Below are 13783 nucleotides of genomic sequence, written 5' to 3'. Positions count from 1 at the left end.
GCGGCCGTTTAGACCTTCATCGACGGCGGCCACTCCATCAGTTTATCCAGGGTGATCGGCAGGTCGCGGATGCGCTTGCCGGTGGCGTGGGAGACGGCGTTGGCGACCGCAGCGGCAAGCCCGGTGATACCGATTTCACCGATGCCGCGAGCGCCGAACTCGTTGAGCTCCAGATCCGGGTAGTCCAGCAGAATCACGTCGATGTCCGGCTGGTCGGCATGCACCGGCACCACGTACTCGGCGTAATTGTTGTTCACCGGCATGCCGTTGCGCTCATCAAAGTCGGTGGCCTCGAACAGCGCCATGCCCACGCCCATGACGATCGCGCCTTCCACCTGATTGAGCGCGGTTTTCTGGTTGATCACCTTGCCCACGTCAATTGCACTCACCACCCGCGCCACGCGCAGTCGTGAAATGCCCGGATCCCAGCGCACTTCGACAAAGTGCACGCCGAAGGAGCGGAAAGAGTGCTTGCTGGTGTCGTTCATCCCGGTTTTTGCTTCACCAAAAGCGTTGGCCTGCTTTTGCGCCTTGAGCACGTCGGCGATGGCAAACGCCTTGTCACCGCTTTTCAATTGACCCTGTTCGAAACTCAGCTGATCGGCTTTCGCCCCGGCAAACACGCCCTTGGGCGCGGTCGCAAACGCCTTCAACTGTTCTACGGCCTGGCGTGTGGCTTCAGCGATGGCGGGCAGAACGCTCGCGGTGGCCCATGACCCGCCCGAAACCGGCGCGGGCGGGAACGATGAATTGCCCAGTTCCACTTCGATCTTGTCCAGCGGGATGCCGGTGATGCTGCTGACCACTTGAGCGACGATGGTGTAAGTGCCGGTGCCTATGTCCTGCACACCGCAAATGGCCCAGGCCGTGCCGTCGGCGCGCAGCGACACTTGCGCCTCCGCCGGCGTCCGATAGGCGTCCCAGTTACAGGCGGCCATGCCGTAGCCGATGATCTCAGTGCCGTCTTTCATTGAGCCCGGCGTCGGGTTGCGTTGGCCCCAGCCGAAGCGCTCGGCGGCCTTGTCGATGCACTCCTGCAGGTGATTGCTCGACCACGGCAGGTTCTGGCTTTCGTCGCGCTCTGACACGTTCAGCTTGCGAAACTCCAGCGGGTCCATGCCGACCTGCTCGGCCATTTCGTCCATGGCCGATTCCAGCGCGAACAGCCCCGGCGCCGCGCCTGGCGCACGCATGGAGGTCGGCGTGCCGCGATTGACCTCGATGATCTTATGGGTGACCAGCACGTTCGCGCAGCTGTACAGGCTCTTGGTCGAGGTCCCGCAGTTTTCCTTGTACGGGTCGGTGAAGGATGTGGTGTTGATAGATTCGTGGCGCACCGACACCAGCTTGCCTTTGTCATCGGTGGCCAGGCGCATACGCTGACGGGTTTCCGGGCGGTGGCCTGTGGTAGTGAACATTTGCTGGCGCGGCACGACCAGTTGCACCGGCCGATTGAGCACTTTGGCCGCCGCGCAGGCCGCGACCGAATGGGGCCAGATCCACAGCTTGCTGCCAAACCCGGAGCCAATGAACGGCGCGCGCACCTCGACCTTTTCCGGGATCATGCCGAAGATTTTCGCCAGGGAATTGCGATGGGCAACCACGCCTTGAGTGGCCTCGTAAACGATCAGCCGGCCGTCTTCCCAACTGGCGACCGTGGCGTGCATCTCCATCGGGTTATGGGTTTCCACCGGTGTCGAATAGGTGGTGTCGATGCGGTGGGCCGCGCTGTCGAAGGCAGCGGCGGCGTCACCCCGGCTGTGGTTCGGGCTGCCGTCCTGCAATGAGCCGGCTTTCAAGCCTTGCTCCAGGTTCGCCACCGCGTCGGTTACGCTGTAACTGACCTTGATTTTGTACGCTGCGGCGCGGGCGTGCTCAAAGGTATCGGCCACGACCAGGGCGACGAACTGGCCGGCGTAATGCACGGTGTCGTCTTCGAACGGCAAACGGCTTTCGTCGGACTTGGCCGCCTTGAGGATCTGCGCGAACGACATGGGCAGTGTCGAGTTGTGGTAAAGCGGCGGGAAATTGCCGTGGTGCAGAATCTCCAGCACACCCGGCGATTTACGCGCCGCGTCCAGTTCCAGGCCAGTGATCTTGCCGCTGGCCACCGTGCTGAACACGCCGTAGCCGTACGCCATGTTTTTCAGGTGATGGTCGGACGCGTACATCGCGCTGCCGGTGACCTTGCGCTGGCCATCGATGCGGCGCGGTCCCGAGCCAATCATTGCGTCAGTCATGGTGAATCCTCCGGTCAGGCAGTCAAGGTGGCGAGGTTGCGCACGATGGCCTGTTGGCCTAAAGCGATCTTGTAGGCGTTGTGGCGATAGGCTTTGGCGCCTTTGAGGGCGATGGCGGCGACGTTTTCGAGGGTCTGCGGCGTCAGCGCTTGACCCTTCAACGCTTGCTCGGCTTCCACCGAACGCCAGGGCTTGGTGCCGACGCCACCCAGCGCCACGCGCGCTTCGCGCACGGTGTCGCCGTCCATCACCACGATCACGGCGCTGGACGCCAGGGCGAACTGGTACGAGGCGCGGTCACGCAGCTTCAGGTAAGCGGACTTGTTACCCGGCATGGGGGCGGTGAGCACCACGTGGGTGATCAACTCATCGTCCTGCAGGGCGTGCTCTTTCCACGGCGTCGCGCCGGGCAACAGGTGGAAATCGGCAAAATCGACACTGCGCGTGCCCTTCGGCCCCTGCACCTCGACCGTCGCACCGATGGCGGCCATCGCCACGCACATGTCCGAAGGGTGGGTGGCGATGCACTGATCGCTGGTGCCCAGCACCGCGTGAACGCTGCGGTTATGGCCGTCGATGGCGGCGCAACCCGAGCCCGGTTCGCGCTTGTTGCAGGGCGAATACCCGTCGCGAAAATAGTTGCAGCGCACCCGCTGCATGACATTGCCCGCCGTGGTGGCCTTGTTGCGCAACTGCGTGGTGGCACCGGACAGCAGCGCCTGGGACAGCACGGCGTAGTGCTCGACGACGTACGGGTGATGGGCCAGGTCGGTATTGCTGACCAACGCGCCGATGCGCACGCTGCCGTCCTTTTGCACCTCGACCTGCTTGAGCGAAAGGTGGTTGACGTCAATCACATGATCGGCCGGCATGATGTCCAGCTTGACCAGGTCGAGCAAGGTGGTGCCGCCGGCCAGGTAGAACGTCGCGGGGCTTTTCGCATGGGTCGCCACGGCCTGTTCGACGCTGTTGGCGCGCACGTAATCAAAGGCTCTCATCAGATCACCTCCCGGACTTTGATGCGCGCCGACTGGATCGCCGCGAGGATGTTCTTGTACGCGCCGCAACGGCAGATGTTGCCGCTCATGGCTTCGCGCACGCTGTGGTCGTCGGTGCCGATGTTTTTGTCTTGCAACAACGCGGCCGCGCTCATGATCTGCCCGGAGGTGCAATAACCGCACTGGTAGGCGTCATGCTCCCAGAAGGCTTCCTGCACCGGGTGCAGCGTGCCGTTTTGCGCCAGGCCTTCGATGGTGGTGATGCTGTCGCCTTCGTGCATCGCTGCAAGGGACAGGCACGAATTGATCGCCACGCCGTTGACGTGGACGGTGCAGGCGCCGCACTGGCCATGGTCGCAGCCTTTTTTGGTGCCGGTGAGCTGCAGGCGGTCGCGCAGCACGTCCAGCAGCGCCGCGTTGGCCGGCAGGTTGAGCGTGTGCGCCTGGCCGTTGACCTTGAGGGTCATGCGTCGCTCGTCAGCGGCAGGCGGGTCGAGGTCGTCGGCGACAGCGGCCTGTGCTTCCAGCGCCTGGGTCCAGATCGGCGCGGTCGCGGCAGCGAGGCTGGACACGCCGATGGACTTCAGAAAATTACGGCGGGAGGGAACGGTGAAGGCCTTGAGGTCGCAAGACGCTTCTTTTTTGTCGGGATGATCAGGCTGATCGGTCATGAACAGGTTCCTCGTCAGCGTTGGGACGGACCTGGCGGCCGACGGTGGGCGGACGCGCGGGCAGGGACGACAGATGGAGCGGCTGGAGTAACGGCAGTTTCCAAAGATAACCAATGCGCAGGCAGCGCATTCAGTAGAATTCGTGCATGCCGTTGTGAGTCTTGCTCACGAATCCGTGGGCGCTTGGGTCAGCAGCGAGGGCTGGCGCTTTTTGAGGATCCGTTAAACAAGCGGTGCGGCGGTGGCTAAGGTCTTGTGACCAATGCACCGGGGGATGGTTGCCGATATTTATCAGGCGGAAAAACCACAGCATGTTGCGGTTGACCCGGGCCGGCGAACCGGCCCGCGTCCGCAGGCGTCAGGCGGCTGACGCTTCTTCCTTCAAGGTTGCCATGTCGATGACGAAGCGGTATTTCACATCGCCCTTGATCATGCGCTCGTAGGCTTCGTTGATGTCCTTCATGTGGATCATCTCGATGTCGGAGACGATGCCGTGCCTGGCGCAGAAATCCAGCATTTCCTGGGTTTCCTGAATGCCACCGATGAGCGAACCGGCCAGGCTGCGGCGTTTGAAGATCAGGTTGAACACGCCCGGCGACGGGTGCGGCTGATCCGGAGCGCCCACCAGGGTCATGGTGCCGTCACGCTTGAGCAGGTTCAGGAACGGGTCAAGGTTGTGCGGCGCGGCCACGGTGTTGAGGATGAAATCGAGCTGATTGGTCTGGGTGGCCATTTCATCAGGGTTTTTGGACACGATGACTTCATCGGCGCCCAGGCGCAGGCCGTCTTCACGCTTGTTCGGCGACGTGGTGAACAGCACGACGTGCGCGCCCATGGCATGAGCGATTTTCACCGCCATATGACCCAGACCACCCAGTCCGACAACGCCGACCTTCTTGCCCGGGCCGACTTTCCAGTGGTGCAGCGGCGAGTAGGTGGTGATCCCGGCGCAGAGCAGCGGGGCGACCGCCGCCAGGTTGTCGCTGTGGGAAATCTTCAGCACGAACTTCTCTTTCACCACGATCTTTTCGGAGTAGCCACCGAAGGTGTTCTCGCCGCCAAACACCGGGCCGTTGTAAGTACCGGTGAAGCCGTTCTCGCAGTATTGCTCTTCGCCTTCGGCGCAGGACGCGCAGTGCTGACAGCTGTCGACCATGCAACCGACGCCGGCCAGATCGCCGATCTTGAAGTGGGTGACGTTGGCGCCGACTGCAGTGACCTTGCCGACGATTTCGTGGCCCGGCACCGAGGGGTAAAGGGTGTTGTTCCATTCGTTGCGCGCGGTGTGCAGGTCCGAGTGGCAGACGCCGCAGAACAGGATGTCGATCTGCACGTCATCGGCGCCCGGTTCGCGGCGCTCGATCTGCAACGGGGCCAGCTTGTCAGTGGGTTTTTGTGCGGCATAGCTGTAAGTCTTGATCATTGGAAGATCGTCTCCAGTGGGGCTAAAAAAGTACGACACCCTTCAATGACAGGCGCGGGCGCTCAAAGGTCAGTGTCGGAAGATGAAACCGTTACTGCCGGGCTATGGGTGGGCTATGTGAGGCGCTGCATGACGTGCTGTTCGAGGCGAGAGTGCCTGCTCAATCTTTCCATCCGCAGGCCGCTAAAGGTATAGGGTGAAGCGGAATGCCACCACACGTCGCGGAATTCATTTTTTTCGTCGCGATTAGACCGCAAATGCGAATATGCCGCTTGCAACCATCTGTCACACCCCATGAAGATAGCTCAGTCCCACGCTGGCAATGGAGCGCCTATGAATTCCCCACTCTCAACCCTCTCCGGGTACACGCCGATTGCCGACGCGCGCATGCACGCCTCAGGTAATAGCGGCGCGCTCGCCGTGGCTGGATTGACGGCGGAGAATTCGCTGGATGCCCTGCTTCGCGCCGCTCGGGATGCTGCCCCAACGTTGAATTGGGCCGCCTACCGCGCAGGGCAGCACATGCACTTGTTGGGGCAGGGGAGTCCCGCGACGGCCTGGCCAACCTTGATCCCGCGCGAGGATTTCGACAGTTACTGCCGCGGGCACCAGTTGCAGCGTTGGGTGACAGGCCATGGCGAGTCCGCACTGGGCTGGTTGCTGACCCCCGAGGTGCAGAGCGACGACCCGTTCTTCGCCGAGTTGGCCGGACGTCTTGGGCTGCGCCTGCAAACCGATGCGCTGGCGCGCGCCCAAGCCACCCAACGGGTGCTTTATGAAATCACTTACCTGGCCAGCTCGACCCGCGACCGTTCAGCGTTCCTCCAGGGCGTGCACAAACAGCTCTCGACCCTGATTGACGCGGAAAACTTCTACCTGGCGCTGTACGAAAGCCACAGCGGCAAAATCACTTATCCTTATTACATCGACATCACCGACGTCGATGCCCTCGAAGCGGAAACCTACGAGTTTCTCGATCCCGAGCGGCTGTCCATGACCGGTTACGTGCTGACCACCGAGCAGGCGCTGTTTGTCGACGGGGAGGCGATCGAGCGGGCGCGGGCGCTGGACCGGTTTCATTGCGTGGGCCATCGCCCCGAGTTCTGGATGGGCGCGCCGCTGAAAAACGCGTCTGACGACATCTTCGGCATGCTGGCGATGCAGGTCTACGATGTGGCGCGGGTGTACAGTGTCGAGGACCAGGAGCTGTTTCTGGTGGTGGCCCGTCACGTGGCCATGGCCCTAGACCGTATTCTGCACCGTGCGCAACTGGAAGAAACCGTTGCCCGCCGTACCCTTGAGCTGTCCCGGCTCAACGACGCCCTGAGAAACGAGGTGGCGGACCGCGAACGCGCCGAGCATCTGCAGAGCGCGCTGTTCCAGATCACCGAACTGTCCAGCCAGCCTGGCGACATGACGGACCTGTTCAAGAGCCTGCACGGCATTGTTGGCGAACTGCTGTTTGCCTTGAACTTCTATATCGCGCTGTTCGACGACGCCACCGGTGAGGTGACCTTCCCGTACTACGTGGACGAACGCCTCACCCGACGGCCCGACCCGCGCCGTGGTGAACGCGGCTTTACCGAATACGTCATCCGCCAGCGTCGGCCTTGCCTGATCGACGGCGTCGAGGCGCGCTGGCTGGAAAGCATTGGCGAAATCACCCTGCAGAACGAAGTCAATCGTTCCAGCTCCTGGCTTGGCATCCCCTTGTTCGACGGCAGTGTGGTGCGTGGCGTGCTGGCGGTGCAGAGCTATTCGTCCCACGTCAGCTATTCGCTGCGTGATCAGGAACTGCTGACCTTTGTCTCGCGCCACATTGACACGGCCCTGTCCCGGCGCAGCGCCGCCGAAGCTGTTCACACCGCCAATCTACGTCTGGAAGCGCGGGTTCAGGCACGCACCCGTGAGCTGGATTATGCCAACGCCAAGCTGCAACACGAAAACGCCCACGACGCGCTGACCGGGCTGCCCAATCGCAGCTATCTGCAACAGCGGCTCAAAGGCGCGTGGCAGGATTTTTGCGACAAGGGCGACGACCTGGCGGTGATGTTCATCGACCTCGACCGCTTCAAGATGGTCAACGACAGCCTCGGCCATCACTCGGGCGATCTGTTGCTGATCCAGGCCGCTGACCGCTTGCGCCATTGCATGCGTGAAGGCGATCTGCTCGCGCGCCTGGGCGGCGATGAATTCGCGGTGCTGGCCTACGGCGCACCGCCGGATGTGACGGTGGCGATCGCCGAGGGCATCCTGCTGGCGTTCGACATGCCGTTCTACATCGATGGCCACGCCGTGTTTTCGTCGTGCAGCATCGGCGTGGTCGGCGCTGACCTGCAGTTTCACAACGAGCCGGCGGACCTGCTGCGGGACGCCGACACCGCCATGTACCGGGTCAAGAACGCCGGGCGCGACAGCTACGCCGTGTTCAACCAGGAAGTGCGCCGCGAGGTGTCCGACCAGATGGAGCAGGAGACCGCGCTGCGCAACGCGCTCAAGCGCACCGACGAACTGCTGCCGTATTTTCAGCCGATCATTGATGTGGCGAGCGGCCGGATTCTGGCCCTCGAAGCGCTCATTCGCTGGCGTCAGGCCGATGGCCGGATCGTCGCGCCGGGGGAGTTCCTGCCCGCCCTGGAAGGCCTGCGCCTGATCGGCCGGCTGGACCTTTACATGCTGCAGCAGGTGGTGGTGATACTCGCCCATCCCGATCACGCCCATTGGCCGACGGTTCACGTCAACTGCTCCAGTTACAGCATCACCCGCCCCGAGTTTTCCAGCGAAGTGCTCGGCTTGCTGAGCCAGCATGGGGTGGCGCCGTCGCGCATTTGTCTGGAGTTGACCGAGGGCGCGCTGGTCGCCGAGCCTGAGCTGGCGCGCCAGGCCATGAAGCATCTGGCCGACAACGGCGTGTCAGTGGTGCTCGATGACTTCGGTGCCGGGTTCTCGTCCCTCAGTTACGTGCACCAGTACCACTTTAGCGGCCTGAAGATCGACAAGTCGTTCACCCTTGAACTGACCACCAGCTCACGTAGCCGGGCCATTGTTCGGGCGATCGTGCGCATGGCCGAATCCCTCGGGCTGACGGTCGTGGCGGAGGGTGTTGAAGACGCCGCGACGCTGGAACTCTTGCGGGAAATGGGTGCAGGGCAGGCGCAGGGGTATTACTTCTCGATGCCGGTGCCGCAAGACCGGCTGGATTTGAGCGCATTGCGATAGAGGGTCGCGAAAACGGCTCGTTATCTCCTCGATGCTGCCACCATGTCGCCCCGCCGGCAGGTGAGTGGTTGGGTGACCGGCGAGCGAAAACATGAATGGGATCGTGCCCTTTGTGTAAGCGGTGCAATGACCGTTGCACCTTGAGTGCTCAAAACGCGATATCCAGAAACATTCCGCAACATTTCTCTTCCCCACGAGTCAATGCTACACCTCCCTGCAAAGAATTCTTCATGAAGACCCCTCGACCCTCCGCACGCCTCGAACCGCTCAACGAGTTACGTAATCTGAAGATGGCCCGTTCTGCCCACGCCTACGTGCGCGGCAGCACGGTGCAGTTCTACCAATGGCTGCACAGCCAGTCGGGCCGACGCCTGCCCAGTGGTCCGCCGGTGTGGATCTGCGGTGATTGCCATGCGGGCAATCTGGGCCCGACCGGGGATTCCAAAGGCCGCATCGATATTCACATCCGCGATCTGGACCAGACCGTCATCGGCAACCCGGCCCACGATCTGGTGCGCCTGGCGCTGTCGCTGGCCACGGCTGCCCGGGGTTCTGACTTGCCCGGCGTCGCCACCGCGAGAATGCTCGAAGCGATGATGCAGGGTTACGAACTGGCCTTTGAGGATGGCGACGACGAGGAGCCCGCCCGCCCGGCGCAGGTGAAAGCGGGGATGCGCAGCGCGGTTCAACGGACCTGGAAGCACCTTGCCCAAGAACGCATCGAAGACACGCATCCGACCATCCCGCTGGGCAAACACTTCTGGTCGCTGTCCCGTGCCGAGCGCGACGCGCTGAAGACGCTGTGCACGACGCCGGAGATTCATGCGCTGGTGACGTCGCTGAAGGGCCGATCCCGGGACGACCGCGTCGAGATGCTCGATTGCGCGTATTGGGTGAAGGGATGCAGTTCTCTGGGGCTGCTGCGCTACGCAGTCTTGCTGAGCGTGGGCGATGACGAAGATCAGGAGTATTGCCTGCTCGACGTGAAGGAAGCCGTCGCGGCCGCCGCACCGCGAACCCCGCGTGCCGGGATGCCCCGGGACAACGGCAAGCGCGTGGTGGAAGGCGCGCGGCACCTGTCTCCGGGGCTGGGCAACCGCATGATCGCCACGCGCATCCTTGATCACGGCTTCTTCATCCGCGAGCTGCTGCCTCAGGACATGAAGCTTGAGCTCGATCAACTGAGTGAGCGCGAAGCCATGAAAGCCGCCGGTTACCTGGCCCGCGTCGTCGGCCTGGCCCACGCCCGGCAGATGGACCTGGCGACACGCTCGTCGTGGATGCGCGAACTGCAGCTCAACCGCTCGCAGACGCTCGACGCACCGTCCTGGCTGTGGAGCAACGTCGTGCAATTGGTGGGCAGCCACGAACAGGGGTATCTGGAACACTGCCGGCGTTACGCGCTGGCAAATTGATTCAGGCTTGGACGAGATGATGTCGGACTGATCGAGACAAGGCCTGTGGGAGCCGGCTTGCTGGCGAAAGCGGTTTGCACTCTGGACCCGGTGTCAGGTCCCCCGACGAATCCGGAGGCCGTTCGCTCCCGCACGCTCAGGCGCCGGCATCAACCCTGTCGGCGGGCATGATTCGACGACTTCGACGACTTCGACGGCACGCTGCGCAAACCGTACGGTAAAGGTTGTCCCGTCAACCGCATCCGACATCACTGACACATCGCCGCCATGGGCCCGGGCGATTTCCCGGACGATAAACAGGCCCAGGCCAACGCTGCGTAAATCGGCATGAATGTCCGCGCCGCGGATCAGCGGCTCGAACAGGCTGGCGCGTTGGTCTTCGGGAATAACCGGACCGAAGTTGTGCACGGAGATCACCACCGTGCCCGCATGCAGGGAGGAGGCGATGGTGACGGGCTTTGTGACGTCGCCATAGGCCACGCTGTTTGCCGTGAGGTTGCCGATCACCTGAAACAGACGATCGTTGTCCAGCTGCACGACCGCCGTGCCGTTCGAGCGGTGCTGCAGCTCGGCATGCGGGAAGGCGACACGCAGCTCCTCGACGCAGTGGCCGGTGAACGTGTGCAGGTCCACTTCCGTCGCATTGACGCTGATGCCCCGCCCGACCCGTATCACCGTCAGGTCGAGCAAGTCAGCGATCATCCGGTTGGCGCGCTGGACCGAGTCCCCGACATGCTTGAACAGTCGTTTTTCCTGCGCAGTGCGGTCGCCGCGAGCAAGGAGGTCGGTAGCCATCTTGATCCCGGTCAGGGGATTTTTGAGGTCGTGGCTGGCGATGGCGACCATTTGTTCAGCGAAGGTTGCGCGCCGCTGGGCAGTCTCGTAAGCCTCGCTAAGCTCCGCCTGAGCCTGATGCAACGCGGCTTCGGCAGCGGTTTTTTCCTTCAGCAGGTCTTCCGCCGCCTGACGTGCCTTCAGCAGCTCGCGTTCGTATTTGTCCCGATCGGCAGTGCCGAAAAATGCCAGTTCGTTGTAAGCCTTGCCTTCATGTTCCCGGCGCACGCCGTTGAGCAGCATGATGATCGGGCGCCGGTCGCGATGGATGATGCTCAACTTGACCTCGGCCACCGACCCTTGCAACCGCATCAATGGGGCCCAGTGGGTCTGGTGGAAAATGCGCCCCCCGACCGTGAGCAAGTTCTGAAACGGCCGGCCGCTCAACTCGGCGCTGGTGTAGCCCAGCCAGTCGCAGAACGTGCGGTTGGCGCGCAGAATCCGCCCGTCTTCATCAGTGACCACCAGCCCGCATGGCGCCCCTTCAAACAACTCGACGAGGTCTGGAGGGGTGCAGACGTCACTCGCCATGAAGGGTCACCCACGGTCCGAGAAAGTCGTCCATTGCATCTGAACACGCAGCCGGCGCGCTTAAGTGCGGACAATGCCCGACGTTGTCGACCAGTTTCAGGGTGCTGTCGGGCAGCGCGGCATGCAGGTAATCACCGACGGCAACCGGGGCGATCAAGTCCTCGGTCGACTGCAGGATCAACGTGGGCGTGGTCAGGCCTTCTACGTCCTGACGGTTGTCCGAGAGGAACGTGACCCGGGCGAACTGCTTGGCGATCTCCGGGTCGGTGCGGCAGAAGCTGTTGGTCAGTTCTTCGCCCAGCGCCGGTTGACCCGGTGCGCCCATGATGACCGGCGCCATGGTGCTGGACCAGCCGAGGTAGTTGCTGTCCAGGGTATCGAGCAGCGAGTGCACGTCCTCCTCGGAGAATCCACCGACGTAGCCATCGGAGTCAACGTAGCAGGGCGAGGGGCCGATCATCACATGGGCGGCGATCAGTCCCGGGGTTTGTCGGTCTGCCAATACGCCGATCATCGCGCTGACCGAATGGCCGACGAGGATGACAGGGCTCGTGGCGAACGCGCGGATGAGTTCGGTGAGGTCTTGGGCGTAGCCGTTCAACGTGGCGTATTTATCCCGGTCGTAGGCCCCGAACATCGAATTGCCCGCGCCCACCAGATCGTAGAGCACCACCTTGAAACGATCGGTGTAATGGGGAGCAAGAAAGCGCCACATGGCTTGATCGCAACCAAAGCCGTGAGAAAAAACAAGGGTCGCCCGGCCGTGACCCATGACTTGCACGTTGTTGCGCTGCTGAAGGTTCATGAGGGTCCGAAAAAATAGCCGTAGGCGCGAGAGTCCCGAGCCTATAGGGTTATCGGCGATAAATCACGCAGCAAAACCCATAACGAGCGAACCGCCGGGACCGCTTGCTGGTAAATTGCCGCACGCTTCGTTGGGTGATCCGGAAACTGGCTCCAGGAGACCACAGTGCTATTGGCTCGTCTGGCGCTGTTTGAACGCACCCCTTATTAATCTTCCTGCTAAAGGGATTTACACCATGCGGCAATTTGCGGCCCTTGCTCTGTTCTTCAGTCTCAACGCCTTCGCCCAGGACGCGCCTCAGCCGATCGCCAAATGGACGCTGCTCGACCAGTTCGACAAGGCCTACACGCTGGACGACCAGGCGCAGGTGCTGTTGATCGCGCGCAGCATGTCAGCGGCGAAGATGGTCAACGCCGCCCTTGAAGACGACCCTGAGGGTTATCTGGAACAGCGCCACGTTGTGTATGTCGCCGACATAGAAAAAATGCCGTCTCTGGTGAAAATGGTGGCGGTGCCGGCGATGCGCTCGGCCAAGTACCGCATTATGCTTGACCGTGACGCCCGGGTCGCCTCGGCCTATGACGGCGACCGCGACACCGTGCAATGGCTGATGCTGAAAAACGGCGCGGTCATCCGCCAGGAACGTTTTTCAGACGGCGAGCAACTCAAGCAGGCCATCGCCAGGCTGGCATCACAGTCCGCTAGCCGGTAACGGCGGCCTTTTCGAAAATCAGCCGCAGATAACCGGCGATCGTCGAGGCGTCGCCGTAGACCTCGCGCAAGGCGTGCTCGGCACTGGACAGGTGCAGCGCCAGTTGCCGCTTGACCTTGTCCTCCCCGTAGAGCGAGACGAAGGTCGACTTACCGTCGTCCTTGCCCTGGTCCTTGTCGCTGTCTGCGCAGCGGTCGCGCAGATCGTCGTACATCTGAAACGCTTGCCCCAGTTCCATGGCGAAGTTCTGCAGCCGCGGCCGCTGATCTTCCCGGGCGCCGCTGATCAGCCAGGCCATGTCCATGATCGCCCCGAACAGCACGCCGGTTTTCAGGTTGTTGGTCAGGGCGATCTCGTCAGCGTCGCGGCTGCGCTGGCCGTCACGCAAGTCCTGAAACTGCCCGCGGACCAAACCCTGCATGCCGACGGTGTTGGCCAGCACTTCGACCAGTTCGGTGCGGGTGGTGGCGGCGAGGTCGCTGATGGTGGCGACCACTCCGAACGCGCGGCTGAGCAGGGCGATGGCGGTCAGAATCGCGACGTCTTCACCAAACTTGAGATGGACAGTTGGCTGACCACGCCGTAGCGCGGCGTTGTCCATGCACGGCATGTCGTCGAGCACCAGCGATGCGGCGTGAATCATCTCGACGGCGCAGCCAAGGTCCACGGCCTGACGCCTGATCGTGCGGCTGTTGTCGCGCCCGTTTTCAACCAGCCCTTCGGCAGCGAGCACCAACAGCACCGGGCGCATGCGCTTGCCTGGGGCGAGTGTCGATTCCCGCATGGCCAGCGCTACCAGATCGCGCTCGTTGCCGGATTCGGGCAACAGTTCCGAGAGCCGTGTTTCGATGGCCGACCGGACGTCTCCCAGTCGCCCGGCGAAGCCCGATTTGATTGTTGTGTCGACGTTACCTGCCATCGGTCTTTCCCTATGC

General features: G+C 62.6%; 10 protein-coding genes. 3 read left to right on the top strand and 7 right to left on the bottom strand.

Features of this window, described 5'->3' with window-relative positions:
• Nucleotides 1-8: 8 nt before the first annotated feature.
• The 4 genes from VF672_RS02535 to VF672_RS02520 all read right to left on the bottom strand — a co-directional run bounded on the left by VF672_RS02535 (nt 9) and on the right by VF672_RS02520 (nt 5332).
• Complete coding sequence (locus VF672_RS02535) at nt 9-2240, bottom strand: xanthine dehydrogenase family protein molybdopterin-binding subunit (RefSeq protein WP_331101124.1); 2232 nt, start codon at nt 2238-2240, stop codon at nt 9-11.
• Nucleotides 2241-2254: 14 nt separating this feature from the next.
• Nucleotides 2255-3238 carry a xanthine dehydrogenase family protein subunit M gene (locus VF672_RS02530; RefSeq protein ID WP_331101122.1) on the bottom strand — a complete coding sequence of 328 codons (984 nt, stop codon included), beginning with the start codon at nt 3236-3238 and terminating at the stop codon, nt 2255-2257.
• Nucleotides 3238-3909, bottom strand: coding sequence for a (2Fe-2S)-binding protein (locus VF672_RS02525; RefSeq protein ID WP_331101120.1), 672 nt, complete (start codon nt 3907-3909; stop codon nt 3238-3240). The genes VF672_RS02530 and VF672_RS02525 overlap by 1 nt, the downstream gene beginning before the upstream one ends.
• Nucleotides 3910-4267: 358 nt before the next feature.
• Complete coding sequence (locus VF672_RS02520; RefSeq protein WP_331101118.1) at nt 4268-5332, bottom strand: NAD(P)-dependent alcohol dehydrogenase; 1065 nt, start codon at nt 5330-5332, stop codon at nt 4268-4270.
• A gap of 387 nt (nt 5333-5719) precedes the next feature.
• Here VF672_RS02520 and VF672_RS02515 point away from each other — a divergent pair, with 387 nt between their 5' ends.
• Nucleotides 5720-8551 carry a sensor domain-containing phosphodiesterase gene (locus tag VF672_RS02515; RefSeq protein ID WP_331101166.1) on the top strand — a complete coding sequence of 944 codons (2832 nt, stop codon included), beginning with the start codon at nt 5720-5722 and terminating at the stop codon, nt 8549-8551.
• A 230-nt stretch (nt 8552-8781) separates the two neighbouring features.
• Nucleotides 8782-9966 (top strand): DUF2252 domain-containing protein, encoded by a 1185-nt coding sequence (locus tag VF672_RS02510; protein WP_331101116.1) that lies wholly within the window; start codon nt 8782-8784, stop codon nt 9964-9966.
• Between the two features lie 93 nt (nt 9967-10059).
• On the opposite strand, the gene VF672_RS02505 is transcribed toward VF672_RS02510, so the two are convergent.
• Complete coding sequence (locus VF672_RS02505; protein ID WP_331101114.1) at nt 10060-11331, bottom strand: PAS domain-containing sensor histidine kinase; 1272 nt, start codon at nt 11329-11331, stop codon at nt 10060-10062.
• Complete coding sequence (locus tag VF672_RS02500; RefSeq protein WP_331101112.1) at nt 11321-12136, bottom strand: alpha/beta hydrolase; 816 nt, start codon at nt 12134-12136, stop codon at nt 11321-11323. Before VF672_RS02500 ends, VF672_RS02505 begins: the two co-directional genes overlap by 11 nt.
• A gap of 235 nt (nt 12137-12371) precedes the next feature.
• Here VF672_RS02500 and VF672_RS02495 point away from each other — a divergent pair, with 235 nt between their 5' ends.
• Nucleotides 12372-12848 carry a hypothetical protein gene (locus VF672_RS02495; protein WP_331101110.1) on the top strand — a complete coding sequence of 159 codons (477 nt, stop codon included), beginning with the start codon at nt 12372-12374 and terminating at the stop codon, nt 12846-12848.
• On the opposite strand, the gene VF672_RS02490 is transcribed toward VF672_RS02495, so the two are convergent.
• Nucleotides 12838-13767 (bottom strand): polyprenyl synthetase family protein, encoded by a 930-nt coding sequence (locus VF672_RS02490; RefSeq protein ID WP_331101108.1) that lies wholly within the window; start codon nt 13765-13767, stop codon nt 12838-12840. The two genes, VF672_RS02495 and VF672_RS02490, sit on opposite strands and share 11 nt — an antisense overlap.
• Nucleotides 13768-13783 lie beyond the last annotated feature (16 nt).

Origin of the sequence: Pseudomonas sp., assembly GCF_036387035.1 — a bacterium.
Classification (GTDB): Bacteria; Pseudomonadota; Gammaproteobacteria; order Pseudomonadales; family Pseudomonadaceae; genus Aquipseudomonas.
Note: the sequence above shows the minus strand (reverse complement) of the source record. Positions and strands in the feature narration are given on the sequence as shown.